A 23276-nucleotide genomic window follows, 5' to 3' on the forward strand; every position below is an offset into this window, starting at 1 on the left:
TATGACAGGCCTTTTTCGTTTGGGGGTATCAGAAACTGTATTTCAGCCCCAGCTTCACGCGCCAGGTGGATTCTGCAGCCTGGAAGCGATCATAGTTTTTGGTATCCAGGCCACCAAACGGCTCGTTGTATAAGTACTGGCCCTGTTCATTCACGTCATAGGCCAGCAGGTACTTCTGCGGGTACTGGATATCGTACACCTTACCCCAGTCGTCGTTGAGCAGATTGGCGAAGTTGTCGATTGTGAAATACACCATTCCACGGTGCTCAGGCATCAACCCCGGTACCTCCTGGGTAATGGCCAGGTCCATGGTGGTGACCCACGGCATGTTGGCGGAATACTTGTCGACGAAACCACCCGCAGCACCGGCAACCCCTGCCTGTCGCGCGATCTCCATTATCTCCGCATAACTCAGACCGTTTTCGAAGTCCACATTGGGATCGTCAGCGCCGGATGGAATGTAGGCCAGATACACATCGGAGTCATCGAAGTTGCTCTGGTCTCCGAGGTCGCCATCCCGGTAGGCATCGTAAGTCCAGGAAAACGGACGTCCCGAGCGGCGCTCGACAAACAGATTGAAGTTGGTTGCGTAGCCTTGGAAAAACTCCCGGCGATAACCCAGGTTTAAAACCAGGCGGTGCTCGATTTCATAGTACGCAGTACCCTCCAGAGGGCGATTGCGGCTTTCCACCACTTCATACTGGAAATTGGATTCCGCCGTCGAACTGGTGCCGGGGTTTACCTCGGTAATGTCCAGGTGGGTGTAGGAGAGATTGACCGAAACGCCATTGTCGAATGCCTTGTCAAGCGCAGTAGACAGGATCAGGCTGCGGCCCCCGTTATCCACGTTGGTGAGTTCGAGGTCGTAATTGTCTTCAAATTCTGTGCCGGTATACAGGTTATCCCAGATGATCCTGTCGCCAATTCGTTTACCGCTGTCCACGCGGGACAGATCCCGCCAGTAGACGCTGTCCTTGCGATCAACATAGGTCAGCTCGGTGGTCCAGTTAAAGTCTTCGGCAAAACCGGGTATGTCAAACACATAGTCCGCTGCCAGCTGGTAGCGCCAGTCGGATGGAAGCTCAAAGTCCGGGGAGATGCTGTTGGTACTTCCCGCACCACGCGCAAGGCTATCCAGGGCGATTTGGGGCACGCGGGTAGGATCTACGTCCGAGCCGGCCAGCCCCGGCAAATATACCGAGTCCTTGGTGGCGCCGTCATTGGTGTAGGCATTTGAGACCCAGACCAGCGGCATGCCGCCGCTGAAGCGGCCAACTCCGCCGCGCAGTGTCAGGTTATCCTGCAGTTCCCAGTTAAAGCCGACACGGGGTAGCAAGATATCCCGTCCATCCAGGTTTTCAGTATTGGTGTAGCCGTAAGTCTGCGCAAAATTGGCGTTTGCGTTCGGCGCACTATCGATACTCAGGGTTTCATATCGCAGTCCGGCAACCAGTTCAAAACCGGGGAAGGGATTCAGGCTGACATTGGAATAAAGCGCATAGGTGCGACCATTGACATCGTAAGCGATATCCTGGATGTCGTTGGTATAGGCGTTGCCGTACTGGTAGCTACTTGCAATGCGATTCTCGAAGTCTTCAATACTTTCAAAGCTCAGGGTGCCTGAAGCGTGGCGACCGTAGAGGTTGTAATTCCAGGTGTCTTCGATCTCGGTGCCGAAGCGGTACTGGGCATTCGCTGTGCTATAGATGCCGTGGAGGCCGAAGTTCCAGACTTCATTGGCGAGCACATTTGCATGACGGTTCTCATCCACGCCGGCAACGATATAGCCGTCCTCGGTAGTGATATTGATCTCACTCCAGTTGCTGTTGGTGAGCGAGGCCTGCTCGTACTCCTTGTAGGAAAGGTTTATTTCTGTGCTGAATACATCGCTCCAGTCGGAGAATAGATGGCTGCTGAAGTACGTAGTGTCCTGAGCCATGGTCCACAGGTTGGAGGACAGGTTCAGGGTGCTGTCATTGTCGGTAAAGTTCCTGGCTGAACGGGTTTCCTGGTCGCTGTAGGTGATGTCCGCACGATGGTCGTCGTTGATATTCCAGTCGAGCTTGACCAGAAGTTTTTCGTCACTATCGGGATCCGGGGCAGAGCCCACACTGTCGGAGAGGCCGTAGACATCCTGCAGCGCATTCAGTACGCGATCCCGCTCCTCAGTAGAGACTTGATGGTTGCTCAGGGTGTTCAGGTCGTAGTTGAATGCAATCTCTTCCTCCCAATTTTCATAGGAAGAAAAAAAGAAGAGTTTGTCCTGGATCAGGGCGCCACTAAACGTGGCGCCATAGGTTTCCTCTTCGTTTTCTATATCAAACTCGGTCACAGTCCCGTCTTCCGGGAGTCGATCATCTCGCGCGGTACCGGACCAGGGTACGGACTCCGAATAGACACTGCCGCTGAATTCGTTGGTGCCTGACTTGGTGACCGCATTAATATTGCCGCCGGTGAACTTGCCCATACGTGCATCGAAGGGCGCATACGCAATTGAGATCTGTTCGACTGCATCCAGTGAAATTGGAGGGCGATTGGTGGGGTATCCATTCGATTGCAGGCCAAAGGTATCATTGATGCCCACACCGTCCACGGTCAGTGAGTTGTACTTGGGATTAGTGCCGGCAATACTGAGTTCACTGCCATCCGGGCTGACCACTGCCAGCGGATTTGCACGGATGACGTCCTTGAGGTCACGGTTGAACGTTGCTGAACTGGCAATCTGGTCTTCGCTGAAAACACTGCTGGAACCGAGGTTCTGATAGAGTTGCGCTTCTGCGGTAACGACAACCTCTTCAAAATTGTTTGGCGAAGGCTCGCCATCGTCCAACACGATCGGCAAATTCATGACATTACCGAGGCTAAGATAGATGCCGTCTAGCACCTCGTCGCCGGACTCGGATTCAACGCGTACTGTGTAGGGACCGCCCACTCTGAGGCCGGATACGGTAAAGCGCCCTCCATCATTGCTGCGAATAACGCTGCGGCTATTGGAGGGTTGATGGGTAATGATTACCGTCGCGTTTTCTACGGGCTCTCCCGCATCACCGGTAACCATTCCTCGGATGGAGGATGTGGTTTGCTGGGCGATTGCCGGTGTGGTTGTGCCCACCGCGGAGATTACCGCCGCCGACAAAAGCGCGCGTGAGTAATGGAAGCCTTTCATATAACTCTCCTTTAAGCAACGGATGCGCCGTTTACCGGCGTCTTTCCCGGGGCCTTGATGTGTGTATCTCTGAACATAATTTTGAGACTGGTCCTGTACCGGATTACCGGCGCGCCCATTCTTGTCGAGAGTGTTTGCAAAGGAGTGAACGAACTGTGTCCGAAATATCGCAAATCGGTGACAGCGATATTGTTATTCGAAATGTCACAATCGGAGTGTATGGTCGGCCCCAATGAAAATGACGAGTTAATCGATTGGGTATTGAATCCAGGTACGGGGGTGAAACGTGTTCGAATCGATACAGGGTGTTGTGAAATTCTTGGTGTTGTCCGCAACAGTTTTAATTGGATGTTGCTGTTCGGCAACCGTGATGGCCTGGGGTGCTGACGGACATCGCGTAACCGGCGCTATTGCCTGGGAATTACTTGATGCCGGGACGCAAACAGAGGTTTCGCGTCTACTCAGGCTAAAAGGAGAGACCAGTCTTGCAGAAGCGGGTACCTGGGCGGATCGGATACGTGGTGAAACACATTATGAATGGGCTGCGCCAATGCATTACATCAATTTGCCGGTTTCCTGGGATGCATACGAAGAAGCTCGGGATTGCCCGGAGCAGGGGTGCATTCTTCAGGCCATTGATACTTTCACTGAAAGACTTAAAAATCGGGGGCTCAGTGATGAGGAGCGTGCGGAAGCACTGCTTTTTCTGGTGCACTTTGTGGAAGACGTACATCAGCCGATGCATACTGGCCTGAGAGCGGATCGCGGTGGTAACGATGTCGAAGTACGTTTCTATGGATTCCCCACCAACCTGCACGCACTTTGGGATACCTACCTGCCGGCGGGGTTCATCCATGACTGGCAGTCATTCGCGCTTTCCCAGGTAGATCAGCTTGATCGACGTGAGGTGACACAGACTCCGCTTGCCAACCCCAGTACCTGGGCGGGGGAATCCCACCGCCTTGCACACACCGTTGCCTATACGGACCAGAGCGAGCTTGGTGAGGGCTATTATCGCAAAAACAAGCCGGTGGTCGAGTTACGCCTGCGTCAGGGTGGGATTCGCCTGGCACGGGTCCTGAACGAGGCGCTCGCCACTTCGCAAAAGCCGGATTACATGGAACGCTGATCGATCCTCTTGCGAAACTCCGCGCTGGTTTCCTTGCGTTCGGAGTAGCGATCGGTGAAGTAATCCCGCTTGTCTTTCAGTAAGAGGGTGAACTTCATCAGTTCTTCCATTACGTCTACGATACGGTCGTAGTATGAAGAGGGCTTCATCCGGTCATCGTCATCAAATTCCAGCCAGGCCTTGGCCACCGAGGACTGGTTCGGAATGGTGACCATCCGCATCCAGCGCCCCAGTATGCGCATCTGATTTACCGCATTGAAAGACTGGGAGCCTCCGCAGACCTGCATCACGGCCAGAGTCTTTCCCTGAGTGGGGCGGACGCCCTCGAGTGCGAGGGGAATCCAGTCGATCTGTGCTTTCATAATCCCGGTCATGGCGCCGTGACGCTCGGGAGATGACCACACCATACCATCACACCACGTGGACAGGTCGCGCAGTTCCTGGACTTTCGGATGCGTTGCATCGGCGTCATCGGGCAGGGGCAGCCCGGACGGATTGAAAATCCGGGTCTCCGCACCGAGGGCTTCGAGAATTCGTTGCGCTTCCTGTGCTGCCAGCCGGCTGAACGAACGTTTACGCAGTGATCCGTATAGCAATAGAATTTTCGGGCGCTCGCTGGCAATCGGGGCCTGCAATTGCCCGAGGTCGGTAGCCTGAAAGCACTCTGCATCCATATTGGGCATGTGCTCGGTGTTAAGGGATAGATCTTGAGACTTCATGACTCGGCTCCAAACCAATGACGGGTTCTGTTGGCAAACGCCACCAGCGATAACATAACGGGTACTTCCACCAGAACGCCGACAACCGTGGCCAGTGCGGCGCCGGAGTGCAGGCCAAACACAGAAATAGCAACCGCTACCGCCAGCTCAAAGAAATTGGAGGTGCCGATCATGCACGCGGGCGCGGCGATGTTGTGCGGCAGCTTCATACTGCGTGCTGCCGCATAGCTGATGGCAAAAATGCCGTAGGTCTGTATCAGCAGTGGAATGGCGATCAGCACGATGGCCAGTGGGTTCTCGATAATGGTTTGCGCCTGGAATCCGAACAGCAGCACAACCGTAGCCAGCAGACCGGCAATGGAAATAGGCTTCACCTGGGCGAGAAAATTATTCAAGCGGCTATGGTCATTGGCGGAATCCAGCTTGCGACGGGTAAGGATACCGGCAACCAGTGGTAACAGGACGTACATGACGACCGAGAGAATCAGGGTTTCCCAGGGTACCGTGATATCACTGACCCCGAGTAGCAGTGCCGCAATGGGAGCAAACGCGAAGACCATGATGACGTCGTTCACGGAAACCTGAACCAGGGTGTAGTTGGCATCACCGCGGGTGAGCTGGCTCCACACGAATACCATGGCGGTACAGGGGGCAACGCCGAGCAAAATCATGCCGGCAATATATTCGGACGCGGTCTGCGGATCGACAAGATCGGCGAAAATAACGCGAAAGAACAGCCAGCCCAGTGCGGCCATGGTAAATGGCTTGATCAGCCAGTTAACCACCAGTGTCAGGGCGAGGCCTTTTGGCTTGTCGCCAACATGGCGGATGGAAGAGAAATCGACCTGCACCATCATGGGGTAGATCATCACCCAGATAAACAGCGCGACTGGCAGATTGACATGGGCTACTTCCATGGCGGCAATTGCCTGGAACAGGTCGGGTGCAAAATTGCCGAGGAACAGGCCGGCCAGAATACACAGGCCAACCCAGACCGAGAGGTATCGTTCAAAAATGCCCATGTTTACTGCTCCCCTGAAGCCAGTTTGGTGAGGGCATCCTGCAGTGCACTGCCGCGCAGTTGGTCGAGCTGTAGCTCGAGCATGGTGCTTACCCGTTGCTTGATGATTTCTATGGTCTGATTGAATGCCGCAGCCTTTTCTTCGTCGCTGCCCTCCAGTTTTGACGGATCGGCAAGACCCCAGTGCACTTTGATGGTGTCACCGAGCCAGATCGGGCAGGCCTCACCTGCAGCGCTATCGCACACGGTAACCACGACATCGGGCTGCCAGCCATCCAGGTTGTTCCAGGACTTGCTGTGCAGGCCGTCGATCGCAATGTCCTGAGCTTTCAGATACTTCAAAGACAGCGGGTGCACGACGCCGGACGGCTGGCTGCCAGCACTGCGCGCTTCGAGGCGCCCCTGGCCAAACTGATTGGTAATGGCTTCACTCAAAATGCTGCGACAGCGATTGTGGGTGCAGATATACAGTAGCTTCATGGACTTCCTTTCGTGATGTCGGGGTTTCGCCGCAGTCAGCCGCATTGCCCCTGTCGGGCCGGGCGGGATTGCATCCGGGCGAGGGCATTCGCATTTTCCGCGATAAAGTCGAGGTTCGATTCCAGGGTGGTTTGCAGCACCTGTTTTACCCAAGCGGGGAGGGTACTGCTCAGGCTGTAGAACACCCATTGTCCCTGGCGTCGATCACTCAGTAATCCGCACTGACGCAGTTGTGCGAGATGTCTCGAGATCTTGGGCTGGCTCTGATCCAGAGCTGCCATCAGCTCACATACGCAGAGTTCTCCCTCGCGGGTGATAAGTAAGAGGCTGCGTAAACGAACGTCATCCGCCAGGCATTTGTAAAAATTTACCGGGTTCATGCATGTGCTCCAGACGATGTGGGCGAAGCATATGTGATTTTATGTATATATGGAATACCGAATATGATGGGTTCCAGATAAGCACAGTTGCGGATAAAGGGGCAGGGTATCGAGGGGGGCGAAGGGGGGCGACTTAGACCGGCGATGGACGGTGTCCACCGCCGGCGACAAGGTTATCTGGCGGAGGCTCAGATCTTGAATTCGGCCCATACGGGCGCGTGATCCGATGGGCGTTCCATCCCGCGGATATCGTAGTCGATACCGGTATCAACACATTTTTCGGCGAGGGACTGACTGGCGAGGATCAGGTCGATGCGCAGGCCGCGGCGCGGCTCGCGGTCGAAACCGCGACTGCGATAGTCAAACCAGCTGAACAGATCGTTGGTCTCCGGGTTCTGGGCGCGGAAGGTGTCCACGAGACCCCAGCCCTGAAGCTTCTCCAGCCACTCCCGCTCTTCTGGCAGGAAGCTGCACTTGCCGTCCCGCAGCCAGCGCTTGCGGTTGGGTTCACCAATACCGATATCCAGGTCGGTAGGCGAAATATTCATATCTCCGATCACCAGGACAGGCGCTTTACTGTCGCACTCCTTGTTCAGGTAGGCATCCAGGTCCGCGTAATATTTCCGTTTGGCCGGGAACTTGATCGGATGTTCGCGGTTTTCACCCTGCGGGAAATAGCCATTGATGACCGTTAGCGGCTGGTCGGCGCCAATATCGAACTGACCCGCTACCAGGCGGCGTTGTGCATCGTCCGCATCGGTGGGGAAGCCATACTGCTTTTTGATGAACGGGTAACGGGAAAGCAGGGCGACGCCGTAATGGGTCTTCTGGCCAAAGTAGATAACCTCGTAGCCGAGGTCGCGGATCACGTCGACGGGAAAGTCTTCGTCGGTAACCTTGGTTTCCTGCAGGCCGATAATGTCGGGTGACTGGCTCTCTACCAGTGCTTCCATTTGATGCAGCCGCGCACGGATGCTGTTGACGTTGAACGATACGACTTTCATTTTCCCTCCCCGGAATTCATAAAAACCAAAGCCCGCTATTCGCAAGAATACCGGGCCTGGTGTGCAATCGATAAGGGGCCGGTGAGCAAACCGGCCTGTTTGTTTATTCGCTCAGCGCAATATCTCAGTCGAAGTTGGCAACTTGCGGCGAGCTAGCGTGTTTTTTTAGGCCGATAAAGTCCGCCATGATGTAGCCCGCCTCATTCAATACCGGATCATCTTCCAAGGTGATCTCGACCGGGCCGCCCACGGGCTCGGTGTCTTCGGATTCGCTCTTCTCCATGGCTTCGAAGCTCTCGTAAGGCTCGAGGCCTTTGGCTTCACGGCGCTTGTTTTCCATGGCGAGCAGTTCCTGGTTCATTTCCTCCCGCTCCTGAATGCGCGCTTCCTCGTTCAGGGAAACGCTTTTGCGGTTTGCCCGCTCGATCTGGTAATCGAACTGCTCACGCAGGAACACAAAGTCCGGATCAACCTGGGTACGCTTGTCGTGCTTGCGGGTCAGGTCTGGGACCATTTCCTTCAGGTTGAAGTACTTGGCATGGCGCACAGCGTGAATACGGTCCCAGGGCAGGGCGGTATCGTAGGCACTTTCGCCAACGCTTTCGCTGTCGATAAGCTGCGGCATGCTGATATCCGGGGATACGCCGGCATGTTGGGTGCTGTCACCGGATACCCGGTAGAACTTCGACTGGGTGATCTTGAGCTGGCCTTCTTTCAGTGGCGCCATGGTCTGCACAGTGCCTTTACCGAAAGACTGGTTGCCGACAACCAGGCCGCGGTTGTAGTCCTGGATTGCGCCGGCAAAAATTTCGGATGCGGATGCGGACAGGCGGTTGATCAGTACTACCAGCGGACCGCGGTACATGGCGCGGGAACGCGAGCGGTTGTGGCGGGAAATCTGCTCATTGGCATGGCGGATCTGCACTACCGGGCCCTGGTCGATAAACAGGTCGGTGAGCATTGTGGCTTCCTGCAGGGAGCCGCCGCCATTGTTGCGCAGGTCGAGAATAATGCCATCCACGCCTTCTTTCTGCAGCTCATCCAGCAGGCGCGCTACATCGCGAGTGGTGCTCTTGTAGTTCGGGTCGCGACGGCGGTAGGCCTCGAAGTCGATATAGAAGGTGGGCAGGTTGATCACCCCCACCTTGTAGTTCTGTTCGCCATCAGAGAACTCGAAGGTGGCTTTTTTCGCGGCCTGGTCCTCGAGCTTCACTTTGCTGCGCTTGATGGTGATGGTGCGATGGGTGCCGTCACTGCCGGTGGGAATGGTTTCGAGGCGCACAAAGGTGCCGGCTGAACCGCGGATCAGATCGACCACGTCGTCGAGGCGCCAGCCCACGACATCTACCATTTCACCGTCTTTGTCCTGGCCCACGGCCACGATCTTGTCGTTCGGCTTGATCTTGCCGGTGCGGTCTGCCGGACCACCGGCAACCAGGCGCGCCACCTTGGTGTATTCATCTTCCATCTGCAACACCGCACCAATCCCCTCCAGCGAGAGGGACATGCTCATGTTGAAGTTCTCCAGCGAGCGCGGCGACAGGTAGTTGCTGTGCGGATCGTACAGGCGGGTGAGGGAATTCATGTAGAGCTCGAATACATCGTCCGAGTTCTGCTGGCCGAGACGCTTAAGCTGTCCCTTATACCGGCGCTTCAGCAGGTCGGCGATCTCTTCGTCGGTTTTACCGGTCAGGCGCAGATTGAGCACACTGGACTTGAGGCGCTTGCGCCAGAGGTCATCGGCAGCACCGATGGACTGGGGCCAGTCACTCTTTTCGCGATCCAGCTCCAGAGACTCGTCCTTGGTGAAGTCAAACTTCGGCAGGCCGTTGTCCAGCTGGGACACGATATTGTTCAGGCGGTCAGATACCCGCAGGCGATAGCGGTTATAGATTTCAAACCCGCGATCGACATTTCCGGCCTTGAGGTCGTCGTCCAGTTTACTGCGCCACTGGCGGAATTCGCTGATGTCAGATGACAGGAAATAGCTTTTGGTGGGATCCAGGCTGTCGATGTATTCATCCCACAGCCCGGTGGACATTTCGTCACCCACTTTCAGCTTGTTGTAGTGCAGCATTTCGAGTTTGCTGACGATCTCGCGGGCGGTGCCACCCTGATCTTCGTGTGGCTTGAGATCTTCGACTTCCGCCAGTGACACTGGTGAGGTGAGAACCAGGAAGGAAAAGGAAAGGCCGGAAATCAGTGCGGCTATTCGATTGCTAAGCATAAGGAGTCTCTTTATACGTCCTACTTCAAGGCGCCCCACTGCAAAGTAGGGCCGGAAGCGGTCTTCCGGAGCAGTGGCGACTTATAGCTTAGGACAAGTATAAAGGCTGAAAGCTCCGAAAGGCATGAATTGCTTCCTCATCGAGGCGAAAGGTGCCTTAACTGAGACAGCCTGGAGAAAGCTTTTCCCGCCATCAAGTGTTTCTGGGCAGGAAGTTGCACAAATATTCACCCGCGCCCAGCGCGATCCGTATGAATATTGCTCAATTGTCTACTTGGAGCGGCAATTTCGGCGGGCTGACCCCCATTTGCGATGAGCTGCGCGATTATCCGAGGGCATATCGGTACCTTAGCACTGCGATTGCTGAAGCTCAGATATTGAGCGCAACTGGCGGCACCGTATTGCGCAGATGTTGCGACGACTGCAGCATCTCCAGCATTGCGGGTATCTGCTTTTCTCCGACCTCTAGCAGGTTATATGCATCGGGGTTCATCAGCCAGTCCTGCAGCAGACCGAGGACCCCGGCGTGAAGAATCGGCACCGCCATCTCGATATCGAGGTCTTCAGGCAGCTGGCCAACCTCAACCGCGGCGGTGACCAGGCTTCTCAGGCGTCGGGTGCCTTCCTCGTGGCCTTCGGAGCAGCGTTGGTGGATCTCCCCATTTTCCGCTACCCACTCGCAGCGCAGAAGAATGATGGAGAAGATTCTTCGCCACTGCTCATTGAGCATTACTTCGCGGTACATATACAGCCAGCGGTTGGTGAGCTCGCCGAGGGGGTCTTTGCAGCCTTCCAGCGGCGCCTGACAGAGCGATTCATCGGGTAACTGGATACGGTCGGCGAGGGCACTGAACAGGTCGGCCTTGTTCTGAAAGTGACCATATACCGCACCGCGGGTCACACCGGCCAGTTCTGCCACTTCGGTAAGGGAAGGGCGAGATACGCCTCGTCGGTCGAAAACATCAATGGCCGCGTCGAGTATGCGTTCGCGGGTCTCCAGTGCGTCTTCTTTTCTGCGTTTCGCCATGAATCGGTTCCTGGGTATCTCTCTTGCGTGCCGTTGACCGGCAACAAAATCTATGTACCAAGCGGCACGTTATAAGGCCCAGTTTAATTCATAGTCATGCGTGAATAAATAGTTGATATTCATTCATGCATGTATTTAAATTGCGTGCATTAGGCCAGATAAGTCACGTTAGTCTGGTCCTTTTGTCTTTTTTATGACCGGGTCAGTCAGCCCGTCACGTTTGTCACGCATCGTGATGCCGGGGATTTGCCGGCTGCGATGCCTTTTATATTTGGGTTCAGCCAACCGGGTGTCAGCGGTTCGATACCGGTATGGATGTAATAACGAGGTTTCCATGTTGCACAAGAAGAAGTCGTTGATCTCCGGCAGTCTGTTGCTGGCAGCGGTATTGTTGTCTGCTTGCGGGGAAAAGCAGCAGGCAATGCAGGGACATACGCCGCAGGTCACCGTCGTCACTCTCACCAGTGAGCCAGTAACGCTCACTCGCGAACTGCCGGGCCGTACCAATCCCTATAAGGTGGCAGAAGTGCGTCCGCAGGTTGATGGCCTGGTGAAAGAGCAGCTGTTTCATGAGGGTGGCCTGGTGAAAGCCGGCGAGGCCCTGTACCAGCTGGATGACGCGCGTTATCAGGCGGACTATGACAGTGCCAGGGCTTCTCTGGAGCGCGCACAGGCTGCGTTGAGTATCGCAAGGCTGAACGCGGGCCGTACCCAAGACCTGGTAAAGACCGGAGCAGTGAGCAAACAGGACAACGACACCGCGATTGCCTCACTGCAACAAGCGAAGGCCGACGTCGCAGCCGCCAAGGCGGCACTGCAACGCAGCAAGGTAATGCTGGAATTTGCCCGTATCAGTGCGCCGATCAGCGGTCGGATCGGGATCTCCTCGGTGACCCAGGGTGCGCTGGTAACGGCCAATCAGGCGACTGCCCTCGCTACAGTGCAGCAACTGGACCCGATTTATGTGGATCTGACCCAGTCGGTGAGCGAAATCCTGTCTCTGCGTCAGGCGGTGGCTTCCGGCAGTATGCAGAGCGCACAGAACCTGCCCGTGACCATTCTGCTCGAAGACGGCAGTCAATACCCCCACGCTGGAAAACTCGAGTTCTCTGAAGTGAGCGTGGACCCGACCACCGGAAGCGTGCGCTTGCGCGTGGTTGTGCCCAATCCAGACCACCTGTTGTTGCCGGGCATGTATGTACGCGCATCGGTGGGTAGTGGCCAGCGTCAGAATGCGATTCTGGTGCCGCAGCAGGGAATCGCCCGGGACCCGAAAGGCAACACCTCCGCGATGGTGCTGGGCGAGGGGAACGCCGTTGAGGTGCGCCCGGTGCAGGTTTCCCAGACCGTCGGCAGCAACTGGCTGGTGGAAAGTGGCCTGAAAGCCGGTGATCGGGTGATTGTCGAAGGCCTGCAGAAGATTCGCCCGGGCGTCGTGGTGAATCCCGGCGAGGCAGTAACGCCAGCACCGGTAGATTTGCCGGCACCCGGCAATAGTGCTGCGGAAGCGACTACCTCACAGTCCAGCTCTTCCGAGAGCCCAGAACAAGCCGGCGAAACGCGCAAGGGGTAACAGCGATGGCAGGTTTCTTTATTGATCGCCCGATTTTTGCGTGGGTGATGGCAATTGTGGTGATGCTGTTCGGCAGCCTCGCGATCACCAAATTGCCCGTAGAGCGCTATCCGGATATCGCACCGCCCGTGGTTTCTATCTCGGCGGCATATCCTGGTGCTTCGGCGAAAGTGATTGAGGATACGGTCACCCAGGTGATCGAGCAGAACATGAAAGGGCTGGACGGCCTGATCTATATGTCTGCTACCAGTGAATCCATTGGTACCGTCGGTATCACCCTGACGTTTGAAAACGGTACTGATCCGGATATCGCCCAGGTTCAGGTGCAGAACAAACTGCAGCTGGCCATGCCGTTGCTGCCGGAAGAAGTGCAGCGCCAGGGAATCACCGTCGGCAAGGGCCGCAGTGGTTTCCTGCTGGTGGCCGGTTTTGTCTCTTCTGACGGCAGTATGGAAAAGGCCGACATCGCTGACTTTGTTGTCTCTAACGTGGTCGATCCACTGAGCCGTGTACCGGGTGTCGGTAGCATTCAGGTGTTTGGCTCCAAATATGCCATGCGTATCTGGCTGGATCCGAACAAGCTGGATGCCTATAAACTGGCCCCCACCGACATCATGGCCGCGGTTCGCAACCAGAACCAGCAGGTTGCCATCGGCAGCCTGGGCGGTACTCCGGCGGTGCAGGGGCAGCAGCTGACCGCGAGCATTACGGCGCAGAGCCGTATGCAAACCCCGGAAGAATTCCGCAATGTGGTGATCCGCGCGAATACCGACGGCTCCCTGCTCAGGCTGGGTGACGTGGCGCGTGTTGAACTGGGTGCGGAAAGCTACGGCAACATCACCCGCTATAACCGTGCCCCCGCTACGGGCATTGCGGTCTCCCTGGCTACAGGTGCGAACGCGCTGGATACCGCAGAGGCGGTCAAGGCGAAGCTCGAGGAACTGAAACCCAATTTCCCGGCGGGCCTGAAAACCGTGATTCCGTTCGATACCACGCCGTTCGTGAAGGTGTCGATCGAGGGCGTGATGCATACCCTGATCGAAGCGGTTGTGCTGGTATTCCTGGTGATGCTGCTGTTCCTGCAGAATTTGCGGGCAACCATCATCCCGACGATTGCCGTCCCGGTTGTATTGCTGGGTACCTTCGGCGTGCTCTCGCTGATGGGCTTCTCCGTCAACATGCTGACCATGTTCGCCATGGTGCTGGCGATCGGCCTGCTGGTGGATGACGCCATCGTTGTGGTGGAGAACGTCGAGCGGGTGATGCACGAAGAGAATCTGTCCCCCAAGGAAGCCACCAAAAAATCCATGAAGCAGATTACCGGCGCCCTCGTGGGCATCGGTGTGGTGCTTTCTGCGGTATTCGTACCCATGGCGTTTATGGATGGTTCCACCGGGGTTATTTACCGGCAGTTCTCGGCCACCATCGTTGCTGCCATGGCGTTCTCAGTGCTGGTTGCGATCGTGCTGACGCCGGCATTGTGCGCGACCATGCTCAAGCCGGGCTCGCACGCTACCAACAAAGGGTTCTTTGGCTGGTTTAACCGCAACTTTGATCGCGGTGCAAAATCCTACCAGCGCGGTGTGCGCGGCATTCTTGCGCGCAGTGGCCGCTTTATGCTGATTTTCGCGCTGCTGGCCGGGGTCATGGTGTTCCTGTTTATGCGCGCCCCGAGCTCTTTCCTGCCGGAAGAAGACCAGGGCGTGCTTTTCTCGCTGATCCAGACTCCGGTTGGCGCGACCCAGGAGCGCACCATGGAATCCGTGAGTAAGGTGGAAGATCACTTCCTGAACAACGAGAGCGATCTGGTGGAATCCGTGTTCTCGGTGCAGGGCTTCAGCTTTGCCGGTAGTGGCCAGAACAATGCGATGGCCTTTATCAAGCTGAAAGACTGGGACGAGCGCGAGGAAGATTCCGAGCAGGCTCAGTCTGTTGCCATGCGCGGGATGGGCGCACTCAGCCAGATCAAGGACGCGATCGCCTATGCGTTTTCGCCGCCGGCACTGCCGGAGCTGGGCACCTCTGCTGGTTTTGCCATGTACCTGAAGGACAATGCCAACCAGGGGCACGAAGCCTTGATCGCGGCGCGCAACCAGCTGCTTGGTATGGCGGCGCAGAGCCCGCTGTTGACCGGCGTGCGTCCCAATGGCCAGGAGGATACGCCGCAGTTCCGCCTGAAGGTGAACAATGCCAAAGCGGCATCGCTGGGCGTTTCGATTGGTGATATCAACAGCACGCTGGGCGTAGCCTGGGGCGGTCAGTACATCGATGACTTTATCGACCGCGGTCGTATCAAGCGTGTCTACATGCAGGCTGATGCACCGTTCCGGATGGATCCGGAAGACTTCCGCCTGTGGTCTGTGCGTAACAACAACGGCGAGATGGTGCCTGTATCTTCCTTTGCCAGTTTTGACTGGGAGTACGGTTCCCCGCGTCTCGAGCGCTACAACGGCGTTCCCGCGCTGCAGATCCAGGGGCAGGGCGCCGAGGGCGTGAGCTCCGGTGAAGCCATGGCGGAGATGGAGCGTCTGGTGAGCCAGCTGCCGGAAGGCTTTGGGCTGGAATGGACCGCGCTTTCCTATCAGGAACAGCAGGCGGGTTCGCAGACCACGCTGCTGTATGCGCTGTCGATTCTGATTGTGTTCCTGTGTCTGGCCGCACTGTACGAAAGCTGGACCGTGCCGACCGCCGTACTGCTGGTTGCGCCGCTGGGTATTCTCGGCGCTGTCCTTGCCAGCTACCTGCGTGGCTTTGACCGGGACATCTATTTCCAGGTGGCGATGCTGACCACCGTGGGCTTGACCAGTAAAAACGCGATCCTGATTGTGGAGTTTGCCAAGCAGAATCTGGAAGCGGGTATGGAGCTGATAGAGGCCACCATGCACGCGGTACGCGACCGCCTGCGCCCGATCATCATGACCTCACTGGCTTTTGGCCTGGGTGTGCTGCCGCTGGCACTCGCCACCGGTGCCGGCTCCGGTGCGCAGCAGGCGATCGGTACCGGCGTGCTGGGTGGCATGATCGTAGGCACGCTGCTGGGTATTTTCTTTATTCCACTGTTCTTTGTGGTGGTGCAGAAACTGTTCGGTGGCCGCAAGGCAATCGAGACAGAAAACCGCTTTACCGATTCGCTGGCTCTTGAAAAAGAAGCCCAGGAAAAGCGGGAAACGACTACAGACCCCGCGTAATCAGTCGACCAGTCTGTAAACCTTGGCCGGGCCTGGCGCAAGCAGCCCGGCCTTTTTTTTGTCTGGTCAACGGACGATAGCCACGGATTTGATCTGTGCCCACAGGGCGCTTCCGGTATCGAGTGATAACTGATGCGCGGAGCGGCGGGTGATGCGTGCGATCAGGCGCGATACATTGGCATCGCTGGCGGATGTGGATTGTGGCTTTAGGCGGATCAGCATCATGGCCGGATCTCGGTCCGGACTGATCTCCTCAACCTGTACCGGCAATCGGTTCAGGATGCTGGATTGCATATCCTCCTCCCGCGTCAGACTGATGTCCCGCGCGAGCACACGCACGCGAATCGAATCCCCTACTTGTTCCCCGGTATCCCGCAACCACAGGTTGCCGCCATCAAAGCTGGCGCTGAGCAGATTCCACTGGCGGTCCCGCTGCACGATCTCTGCTTCAAGCAGCACGCCCAGGTCGTCTCCCAGCTGCACGGGAAAATCCGCGCGGGAGAGCAGTGCGGTTGCCGGCCCCTCATTAATGATCTTTCCTTCGTCCATCAACAGCAGGTGATCTGCGAGCCGCGCCACTTCTTCTACGGAGTGGCTTACGTACAGGATCGGGATTTCCAGGGAGCGGTGCAGTTTTTCAAGGTAGGGAAGAATCTCCCGTTTGCGCATCTGGTCGAGGGAGGCCAGCGGCTCATCCATCAACAGCAGGCGCGGTTTGATCAATAGTGCGCGGGCAATGGCCACTCTTTGCTGTTCGCCGCCGGATAGTGCTTCCGGTTGCTGGGATAACAGTCGGGTAATACCCATCAACTCTGTGATTTCCCGGTACTCATCGTCCGATACCTTTTGCCGGGCACGCTTGCGTGCAAACGCCAGGTTTTCTCCCGCGCTCAGGTGTGGGAACAGGCTCGGCTGCTGAAAAACAAACCCCAGCGGCCGACGGTGAACAGGCAGTGAATTCCGTTGATCCCCCGAGGATTGCCAGGTTTCACCATTTATCGCGAGGCTGCCGTTCTCGCAGGGCTGCAGGCCGGCAATACAGCGGAGCAGGGTGGTTTTGCCACAACCGGATGGGCCGAAGATTCCGGTTACCCCGCGTCCGGGTAGATCCAGCTGCACGTCCAGGGCGAAAGGCGCGCGACCATCACTTCGCGGCAAATAGAAATGTCCTTGAATGCCCTGTCCGGATGTCGGCTTATATCCCATAGCGCATACCCCGCGATGATTTGCGGTGTTGCAGCAGGTAGAGCAGGAGTAATACGGCAAACGAAAAGCCGATCATCGCCGCCGACAGCCAGTGCGCCTGGGTATATTCCAGTGCTTCCACATGGTCGTAAATCTGCACGGAAACCACCCGGGTCTCACCGGGAATATTCCCACCGATCATCAGTACAACCCCAAATTCCCCGACGGTGTGCGCAAAACCCAGTACTGCCGCGGTAAGCATTCCCGGCTTGGCCAGCGGCAGTGTCACATGCCAGAAGGTGTCCCACGGCCCGGCGCGCAGTGTGGCCGCCACTTCAGCGTGGCGCACACCTTGCGCCTCTATGGCGTTCTGAATGGGCTGTACCACAAACGGTAGCGAGTAGAGCAGCGATGCGAAAACGAGCCCCCAGAAGGTGAACGGCAAGGTGCCGAGCCCCAGCGCCTCGGTAAGCTTTCCCATGGGGCCGCTGGGGCCCATAAATACCAGTAGATAAAAGCCCAGTACCGTGGGGGGGAGTACCAGCGGAAGCGCCACCAGGGCGCTCACCGGTCCTTTGATGATCGAACGGGTCCTGGCCAGCCACAGTGCCAGAGGGGTACCCAGAATCAGCAGCAGAATGGTCACCGTGGTAGCGAGCCGCAAGGTTAACCAGATGGCCCCGAGGTCGGCCTCACTCAGCATGGCTGTGCTCCCCCTGGGCTGCCGAGTAACCATATGCAGCCATGATCGCACGCGCCTGCGGGCCCTGGATGAATGCCCAGAATTCCGCGAGCACCGGGTTAGCCGCTGCGCGTTTTAGCACGACGGCATCCTGCTTGATGGGTGTGTAAAGGGATTGCGGAACAATCCAGGCGGAGCCCTCCTCAATCTCACCATCGCGCATCACCTGGGACAGCGCGACAAATCCGATATCGGCATTACCACTGGCCACGAACTGATAAGTCTGGGAGATATTCTCGCCCTGTACCCAGCGCGAACGAGTGTCTGCATCCAGGTGGATATTCTGCAGCACTTGCTGTGCCGCCGCACCATAGGGCGCGAGTTTCGGGTTCGCGAGGGCGAGTTTGTTGAATCGCGTGGTTTTCAGAATTGTGCCGCTGTCGTCCACCAGATCGCTTTGTGTGGACCACAACACCAGCTTCCCCTCCGCGTAGGTGATCCGTGAGTCTGTCTCTGCCAGACCGTGGCTAATCAGTTGTGCGGGCTTCTCCTGGTCGGCGGAGAAAAATGCATCGAATGGGGCGCCATGGCGGATTTGCGCGTAGATCTTCCCTGAAGAGCCAAAGGCGAGCTTTATCTTGTGATTGCTGCTCGCCTCGTAACGGGCGGCGATTGCCTGCATCGGGGCGGTGAAGTTAGAGGCGACCGCAATGGTCACCTCGTCTGCAACCGTTTCTGTCGCAGCAAGTGCTGCTATTACGCTGGTGAGCAGCGCCATCCCTTTGGTTCTCAAGCTGTGCCCGTACCGAAGCAGTTGCCGGCGAAGGCCGTGGAGTTGCATATGCATCTGTGTACCAATTGACCACAAACGGGTGTCGCACTACCCAGTATTCGCTATATGGTTGGCGATACGTCGGGATTCCGCAACCTCTGTTTGCCTCCGGCCCGTGTGTGCAAAGCTGCGGCGAGCCCCCAGGGCCGGTTTACAGCTGGAAATGGGCTGGGTTTTAATGCTCCGGATAACCTTTAAACGGGTCGCTAAAGCACCGAGTGTAAGAATCGGGCGTGCTGACCGACCCATACTCACTGCCGCCACTATATTCGCTGCCTCTAGAGGCGCGTATTGCTTGAGCCACACGATAGATGTCCCACAACAATACCGCTCCCGAAAAGCCCGCAAGCTCCTCAGCCGAGGACGCCATTGGGTCCGTCGGGGAAGCCGAATCGCTTTACGATCCCCGGTTTCTGGAGGCGTTGCGCAGCCAGATGATCCGGTTTGCCCGGCTGCAGCTGCGCGACGACCATCAGGCGGAAGATGCCGTGCAGGAAGCATTGGCCGGCGCGCTCAAGAATGCGGATTCATTTGCCCGGCAGTCTGCGCTGCGCACCTGGGTGTTCTCCATTCTCAAGTACAAGATTGCCGACGTATTGCGCTACCGTCAGCGGGTGATCGCCACCAGCGAACTGGGAGATGCAGAGCGTCAGGATCAGGTATTTATCGATGGACTGTTCAAGGCCAATGGACACTGGCACCGCGCAGAGCGGCCCACGAGCTGGAGCGGTCCCCAGGGCGGTGTCCAGAGCGACCACTTCTGGCGAGTGTTTGATGCGTGTCTTAACGGACTTCCCGAGAAACAGGCAAGGGTATTCATGATGCGAGAATTTATCGAATTGGAATCCCGTGAAATCTGCGATCAACTGGGCCTTTCCACCAGCAATCTTCACGTATTGCTGTACCGGGCGAGACTGCGTTTGAGGGAGTGCCTGGAGAACAGCTGGTTCAACGCCTCGACAAGCGGGGAATCTGACCATAAGGCAGCAGCGGAAGAAGGAGAGCGCCAGTGATGCAGTGTAAACAGGCCACCCAGTTGCTGTCACTGCGACAGGAGCGCCCGCTGAATCGCCGCGAAAAATTCAGTCTGCGGATTCATCTTATGCTGTGTAAGGGCTGCAGGAACTTTGCTACGCAGATGGACTCCCTGCGCGCGATCTCCAGGGGCTACGCCAAGGGCGAGCCCCCATCGTCAGACGATAGCGAATCGACGTGACCGGAAGCGCTAACCGGCCCGCTCACCCGGCATTGGATTGCTCTGCAGATTCCAGGCTGCGATCAGCGTCGCCATACCAGAAGCGGTAGTAATCCTCGGTAACTTTCTGCTCGATCTCCGAAGCATCTTCACGCGGGCAGAACAGGGTAATGGTGAGTACGTCGTGGCCCAGCTCGCTGGTGCTGACCTTGATTTTCGGTTCGGTGCCCGCCAGGTCAACGCCCATGCGGCTCTCGATCAACTTACAATAGCGTTCTGCCACTTCCTTGAACGATTCACAGTGCTCCAGCACCCGCTCGGTAATAAACGGCTTGATGTCGAACGGGTTCTTGCCCTTGCTCTCGCGCACGATGGAAAAAGAGTGCTCGATATAGCGGCGCATAAAGTTGAGGTTTCTAACCGGCTGGGTAAAGAACACGTTGTTGGGTACATACAACGTAGTGCCGGTATAGCCGTTACCGAGCCCGTGGGGATCGATCTCCAGCAGCGTGGTGCTCAGCCAATTGTTGTCTATGACTTCCCCGAACTGATCTCCAATCCGCACCCAGTCGCCGATGGTGAAAGACCGCATGCTCGCCTGGTAAATGCCGCCCACCAGGCACGCCACTACGTCGCGCAAAGCGATCACGATCGCCACCGAAAAGGCGGCGATGGACAGGGCAAAATCGCGCAGCTCCGAGACCCAGATGGCAAATAGCCCGATGACAATTATCAGGTTGGCGAAGTTATGCACCATATGTACCCGGCGACGGATGTCCTGGCGCTGCCAGCTGGAGCGTCGAAACAGCACTACCAGCAGGTACCGACACAACAATACTGCAGCAATCAGCAGCAGGCTCCAGGCCAGTTTGTTTTCGAGGAATTGGCGCAAGACTTCAGTGTTCATCAAGGGCTCGGTAATGCTGTGCAGGGAAGGGCGAAGATGTCCCGCGGCGGCGGGAACTCTTGAAAGTATGGCGTGCCGGGCTGAAGCCCGGGCAAAACTTGGCGGGAGTGTATCCGAGTCGATGAAATTGCCGCAACCGGGATTCGTCCATTTTGCGGATCAGTTGATGGCTCACGGCTGAGCAGGCTTGCTAGTCCAGTAGTGTCGCCATTTTCTCCATCAAAATATGCGCGGCATTGTCGGTAAACCGACGTCCCTCATCGATATATTCCCGTACAGTGGCGTCACTTTTCCAGCCACCCTGTTTTTTGATCAGTTCAAATTCCACTTTCTCCCGTGCCGCCGAAGTGGACATGCCGCGGCGGAAGCTGTGGCTACTGAGGTTCTCCACAAAGTCGAAACCGCAGTCGGTACCGAGCTTCTTCAGCAGAGTGTTGACGGAGCCCGCGCCGAGCTGGGCGTTCTGCACCTGATCCCAGCGGTTGATGCTGCGGAACACGGGACCTTCCTCTATAGCAGCACACTGAAGCCAGGCGCGAAGCGCGGTGGCCGGACATACCCTGTCAGGTCCGAAGGGCAGTGCTCGGCTCAATCCTTGCCCCTGCTGGTCGGTCTTGGAGCGCGGAATCCGCACGATTACTCCCTCATCTTCCCAGTGCAGATCTTCGACCTGAATCGCCACCAGCTCGCTGCGGCGAAATGCGCCGAAGTATCCCATCAGCACCAGTGCCAGGTCGCGGCGGGACTTTTTAGAGTCGGGTAGGGCGCGAATGGATTGCGCCATCGCAGCAATATGCTCGGGACGCAGTGCCTTGGCTTTCTGCTTGGGGCGTCCGCGTAGGCGCCGGATACCGTTGATCGTCTTGCGCACCACCGGATCTGCCGCCGGGTTGGTCATCCCCTGATACTGGTGCCACTGACCGATTGCAGTGAGGTGCAGCTCCAGGGTGCGCGGGTTTACCGAATCGCTGCGCTCTATCAGGTAGCGCACCAGTACCTGGCTATCTGTGGGCAGTCGCCCACCCCATTTCTCGAATTGCAGGATTGCGGAGCGGTAGGCCGTGCGAGTGCGATCCGACGTGGCTGCATGTAGATACGTCTGCAATCTGCTGCGAAAAGCCGAGGGGGAAAGTTCGGTTGGATTGCTCAGATCCTGATTGCTCCCTGTGTCGAGATGCGTGGGGGAGGGGGCAAGGTTTTCTGGCAGGTCTGCGTCCAGTTCATCCATGTTGTTCTCACTTGTACTGCCTGTTTTTCAGAGGGGTTTCGGGAGCGGTGTCCCCCTTGAGCCGGGTGCTGTACCGGACCGCTGGCTCAGTTGTTGGATTGTTCCATATCTAACTCACGATAAGTTTGATTATCGTGAGTTAAAAATAATTTCTCAAGCTCGTCCTTGAAAGCAAAAATTATGTAATATTACGTACTACGTAATACGGTATTAAATTCTCGCTACAGAATACATGAAGGGGGCCATATGGCGCGTGCAGGCGTTGGCTATATCGATGTGGTAAAGGCAGCAGAGGCTCTCAGGGAGAGAGGGGATGATCCGACGGTAGATCGGGTGCGAAACGAGCTGGGTACGGGCAGTAAAAGTACGATTGCCCCGCTGTTAAAGCGCTGGCGACAGGAAACCGGGGAAGGTATTTCAGACACTCACGGGCTGCCAGTTGATCTCCTGGATGCGGTGAAGGCATTGCACCAGCGGGTGCATCAGGAAGCCGAAACAAAGATCCAGCAGATCAGCGAGTCCTGCAAGGCGGAGACTGCGGCACTCGGGGAAGAGCTGGCATCCGTACGCGCTCAGTTGGCCAGTCGAAACACAGAGTTGGAAAAGTTGGAGCAAAAGTTGCAGGAGTCCAGTAGTCGCTGTCAGCAACTGGAGGAAAGCGTGGCCGAGACGCAGGCTGCGCTGGCAAAAAGTGAGTTCCTGAGGGAGCAGGGGGATACGCGAATTACAGAGCTTCAGGGCACCATTGGGGAGCTGAAGCAAGAGAATCGCGATGTTCGCCAGCATTTTGAGCATTTTCAGCAGCAGATCGCGGATGACCGTCAATTGGAGCGGGATCAGTTCCGATTAACCAGCGACCAGCTCAGGCAGCAGCTTGCAGAAGCGAATGAACAGCTGAACACAAGCGTTGCCAGGCTGGAGAGTAGCCAGGCCAATGCTGAAGCGTTGCGGGTACAGAAACTCGAACTGGAATCAGAGCGGGCACAGTGGATGCGGCGGGAGTCAGAATTTGAAGCCGGGCAGCAAAGGCAGGCACAGGCGCTTGATGAGTTGCGGTCACAATTGGGTATCAGGTCCCGCGAAGCAGAAGCGCTACAAGGCGAGCTGGCTTCGGAGCGCGCACGCAATGAAGCCTATGTAAAAGAAATAGAATTGCGCGGCAATGTATTCGACCGTTACGAGCAGGAAATGCTGGCGGTAAAGAAACAGCTTGCTGCGGTAGAGGCAGAGAATCGGCAGGTATTACAGGACAAGGCCATTCTTCAGGGGCAATATGTGCAGCTGCAAAAATCCCTTGCGGGGGCCAATATAGAATAGGCCTGATTCGATTCGA

General features: G+C 56.8%; 19 protein-coding genes. 6 read left to right on the forward strand and 13 right to left on the reverse strand.

The genetic code is table 11. From position 1 onward, the window contains the following. Positions 1 to 28: 28 nt before the first annotated feature. Positions 29 to 3166 carry a TonB-dependent receptor gene (locus tag HUW35_RS15485; protein WP_181253131.1) on the reverse strand — a complete coding sequence of 1046 codons (3138 nt, stop codon included), beginning with the start codon at positions 3164 to 3166 and terminating at the stop codon, positions 29 to 31. A 370-nt stretch (positions 3167 to 3536) separates the two neighbouring features. Here HUW35_RS15485 and HUW35_RS15490 point away from each other — a divergent pair, with 370 nt between their 5' ends. Continuing rightward, positions 3537 to 4295: a S1/P1 nuclease gene (locus HUW35_RS15490; RefSeq protein ID WP_181253132.1), complete on the forward strand. Its 759-nt coding sequence runs from the start codon at positions 3537 to 3539 to the stop codon at positions 4293 to 4295. Here HUW35_RS15490 and arsH read toward each other — a convergent pair. The 7 genes from arsH to HUW35_RS15525 all read right to left on the reverse strand — a co-directional run bounded on the left by arsH (position 4280) and on the right by HUW35_RS15525 (position 11153). Beyond that, positions 4280 to 5014: an arsenical resistance protein ArsH gene (gene arsH / locus HUW35_RS15495; protein ID WP_255463337.1), complete on the reverse strand. Its 735-nt coding sequence runs from the start codon at positions 5012 to 5014 to the stop codon at positions 4280 to 4282. The genes HUW35_RS15490 and arsH overlap by 16 nt on opposite strands. After that, a complete protein-coding gene (gene arsB, locus HUW35_RS15500) occupies positions 5011 to 6036 on the reverse strand; it encodes an ACR3 family arsenite efflux transporter (RefSeq protein ID WP_181253133.1) in 1026 nt (341 codons plus the stop codon). The genes arsH and arsB overlap by 4 nt, the downstream gene beginning before the upstream one ends. Positions 6037 to 6038: 2 nt before the next feature. Then, positions 6039 to 6515, reverse strand: coding sequence for an arsenate reductase ArsC (locus HUW35_RS15505; protein WP_181253134.1), 477 nt, complete (start codon positions 6513 to 6515; stop codon positions 6039 to 6041). Positions 6516 to 6550: 35 nt separating this feature from the next. Further along, a complete protein-coding gene (locus HUW35_RS15510; RefSeq protein WP_181253135.1) occupies positions 6551 to 6895 on the reverse strand; it encodes a metalloregulator ArsR/SmtB family transcription factor in 345 nt (114 codons plus the stop codon). A gap of 188 nt (positions 6896 to 7083) precedes the next feature. Next, entirely contained in the window at positions 7084 to 7899 is an 816-nt protein-coding gene (xthA, locus tag HUW35_RS15515; RefSeq protein WP_181253136.1) for an exodeoxyribonuclease III, read from the reverse strand. Positions 7900 to 8023: 124 nt separating this feature from the next. Then, positions 8024 to 10126 carry a carboxy terminal-processing peptidase gene (locus HUW35_RS15520; protein ID WP_181253137.1) on the reverse strand — a complete coding sequence of 701 codons (2103 nt, stop codon included), beginning with the start codon at positions 10124 to 10126 and terminating at the stop codon, positions 8024 to 8026. Between the two features lie 370 nt (positions 10127 to 10496). Further along, complete coding sequence (locus HUW35_RS15525; RefSeq protein ID WP_181253138.1) at positions 10497 to 11153, reverse strand: TetR family transcriptional regulator; 657 nt, start codon at positions 11151 to 11153, stop codon at positions 10497 to 10499. Positions 11154 to 11487: 334 nt separating this feature from the next. On the opposite strand from HUW35_RS15525, the gene HUW35_RS15530 reads away from it, so the two are divergent. Next, entirely contained in the window at positions 11488 to 12726 is a 1239-nt protein-coding gene (locus tag HUW35_RS15530) for an efflux RND transporter periplasmic adaptor subunit (protein ID WP_181253139.1), read from the forward strand. A gap of 5 nt (positions 12727 to 12731) precedes the next feature. Further along, complete coding sequence (locus HUW35_RS15535; protein WP_181253140.1) at positions 12732 to 15914, forward strand: efflux RND transporter permease subunit; 3183 nt, start codon at positions 12732 to 12734, stop codon at positions 15912 to 15914. A gap of 66 nt (positions 15915 to 15980) precedes the next feature. On the opposite strand, the gene modC is transcribed toward HUW35_RS15535, so the two are convergent. From modC to modA, 3 genes are read right to left on the reverse strand one after another with little or no spacing between them, the layout of a single operon-like run. Further along, positions 15981 to 17120 (reverse strand): molybdenum ABC transporter ATP-binding protein, encoded by a 1140-nt coding sequence (gene modC / locus HUW35_RS15540; RefSeq protein ID WP_181253141.1) that lies wholly within the window; start codon positions 17118 to 17120, stop codon positions 15981 to 15983. Then, positions 17110 to 17802: a molybdate ABC transporter permease subunit gene (gene modB / locus HUW35_RS15545; protein ID WP_181253142.1), complete on the reverse strand. Its 693-nt coding sequence runs from the start codon at positions 17800 to 17802 to the stop codon at positions 17110 to 17112. Before modB ends, modC begins: the two co-directional genes overlap by 11 nt. Further along, positions 17792 to 18559, reverse strand: coding sequence for a molybdate ABC transporter substrate-binding protein (gene modA / locus HUW35_RS15550; RefSeq protein WP_181253143.1), 768 nt, complete (start codon positions 18557 to 18559; stop codon positions 17792 to 17794). Before modA ends, modB begins: the two co-directional genes overlap by 11 nt. A 365-nt stretch (positions 18560 to 18924) precedes the next feature. On the opposite strand from modA, the gene HUW35_RS15555 reads away from it, so the two are divergent. Further along, positions 18925 to 19626 carry an RNA polymerase factor sigma-70 gene (locus HUW35_RS15555; protein WP_181253144.1) on the forward strand — a complete coding sequence of 234 codons (702 nt, stop codon included), beginning with the start codon at positions 18925 to 18927 and terminating at the stop codon, positions 19624 to 19626. Next, the gene (locus HUW35_RS15560) at positions 19626 to 19829 is read left to right on the forward strand and encodes a zf-HC2 domain-containing protein (RefSeq protein ID WP_255463338.1); all 204 of its coding nucleotides are present in this window, start codon (positions 19626 to 19628) and stop codon (positions 19827 to 19829) included. Before HUW35_RS15555 ends, HUW35_RS15560 begins: the two co-directional genes overlap by 1 nt. Positions 19830 to 19851: 22 nt before the next feature. Here the strand turns inward: HUW35_RS15560 and HUW35_RS15565 are convergent, their stop codons facing one another. Both HUW35_RS15565 and HUW35_RS15570 read right to left on the reverse strand, forming a co-directional pair. Next, positions 19852 to 20715 (reverse strand): mechanosensitive ion channel family protein, encoded by an 864-nt coding sequence (locus HUW35_RS15565; RefSeq protein WP_181253146.1) that lies wholly within the window; start codon positions 20713 to 20715, stop codon positions 19852 to 19854. A gap of 190 nt (positions 20716 to 20905) precedes the next feature. Then, a complete protein-coding gene (locus HUW35_RS15570) occupies positions 20906 to 21943 on the reverse strand; it encodes a site-specific integrase (protein WP_181253147.1) in 1038 nt (345 codons plus the stop codon). 246 nt (positions 21944 to 22189) lie between these two features. On the opposite strand from HUW35_RS15570, the gene HUW35_RS15575 reads away from it, so the two are divergent. Continuing rightward, positions 22190 to 23260 carry a DNA-binding protein gene (locus HUW35_RS15575; protein WP_181253148.1) on the forward strand — a complete coding sequence of 357 codons (1071 nt, stop codon included), beginning with the start codon at positions 22190 to 22192 and terminating at the stop codon, positions 23258 to 23260. Positions 23261 to 23276: the final 16 nt, after the last annotated feature.

The sequence above is a fragment of the Microbulbifer sp. YPW1 genome, from assembly GCF_013367775.1.
Taxonomy (GTDB): domain Bacteria; phylum Pseudomonadota; class Gammaproteobacteria; order Pseudomonadales; family Cellvibrionaceae; genus Microbulbifer.

What these genes read in the sequence shown, in the direction of transcription:
- HUW35_RS15485 (WP_181253131.1), bottom strand. Translation starts at nt 3,166, where the DNA reads ATGAAAGGCTTCCATTACTCACGCGCGCTTTTGTCGGCGGCGGTAATC.
- HUW35_RS15490 (WP_181253132.1), top strand. Translation starts at nt 3,537, where the DNA reads ATGGCCTGGGGTGCTGACGGACATCGCGTAACCGGCGCTATTGCCTGG.
- arsH (WP_255463337.1), bottom strand. Translation starts at nt 5,014, where the DNA reads ATGAAGTCTCAAGATCTATCCCTTAACACCGAGCACATGCCCAATATG.
- arsB (WP_181253133.1), bottom strand. Translation starts at nt 6,036, where the DNA reads ATGGGCATTTTTGAACGATACCTCTCGGTCTGGGTTGGCCTGTGTATT.
- HUW35_RS15505 (WP_181253134.1), bottom strand. Translation starts at nt 6,515, where the DNA reads ATGAAGCTACTGTATATCTGCACCCACAATCGCTGTCGCAGCATTTTG.
- HUW35_RS15510 (WP_181253135.1), bottom strand. Translation starts at nt 6,895, where the DNA reads ATGAACCCGGTAAATTTTTACAAATGCCTGGCGGATGACGTTCGTTTA.
- xthA (WP_181253136.1), bottom strand. Translation starts at nt 7,899, where the DNA reads ATGAAAGTCGTATCGTTCAACGTCAACAGCATCCGTGCGCGGCTGCAT.
- HUW35_RS15520 (WP_181253137.1), bottom strand. Translation starts at nt 10,126, where the DNA reads ATGCTTAGCAATCGAATAGCCGCACTGATTTCCGGCCTTTCCTTTTCC.
- HUW35_RS15525 (WP_181253138.1), bottom strand. Translation starts at nt 11,153, where the DNA reads ATGGCGAAACGCAGAAAAGAAGACGCACTGGAGACCCGCGAACGCATA.
- HUW35_RS15530 (WP_181253139.1), top strand. Translation starts at nt 11,488, where the DNA reads ATGTTGCACAAGAAGAAGTCGTTGATCTCCGGCAGTCTGTTGCTGGCA.
- HUW35_RS15535 (WP_181253140.1), top strand. Translation starts at nt 12,732, where the DNA reads ATGGCAGGTTTCTTTATTGATCGCCCGATTTTTGCGTGGGTGATGGCA.
- modC (WP_181253141.1), bottom strand. Translation starts at nt 17,120, where the DNA reads ATGGGATATAAGCCGACATCCGGACAGGGCATTCAAGGACATTTCTAT.
- modB (WP_181253142.1), bottom strand. Translation starts at nt 17,802, where the DNA reads ATGCTGAGTGAGGCCGACCTCGGGGCCATCTGGTTAACCTTGCGGCTC.
- modA (WP_181253143.1), bottom strand. Translation starts at nt 18,559, where the DNA reads ATGGCGCTGCTCACCAGCGTAATAGCAGCACTTGCTGCGACAGAAACG.
- HUW35_RS15555 (WP_181253144.1), top strand. Translation starts at nt 18,925, where the DNA reads ATGTCCCACAACAATACCGCTCCCGAAAAGCCCGCAAGCTCCTCAGCC.
- HUW35_RS15560 (WP_255463338.1), top strand. Translation starts at nt 19,626, where the DNA reads ATGCAGTGTAAACAGGCCACCCAGTTGCTGTCACTGCGACAGGAGCGC.
- HUW35_RS15565 (WP_181253146.1), bottom strand. Translation starts at nt 20,715, where the DNA reads ATGAACACTGAAGTCTTGCGCCAATTCCTCGAAAACAAACTGGCCTGG.
- HUW35_RS15570 (WP_181253147.1), bottom strand. Translation starts at nt 21,943, where the DNA reads ATGGATGAACTGGACGCAGACCTGCCAGAAAACCTTGCCCCCTCCCCC.
- HUW35_RS15575 (WP_181253148.1), top strand. Translation starts at nt 22,190, where the DNA reads ATGGCGCGTGCAGGCGTTGGCTATATCGATGTGGTAAAGGCAGCAGAG.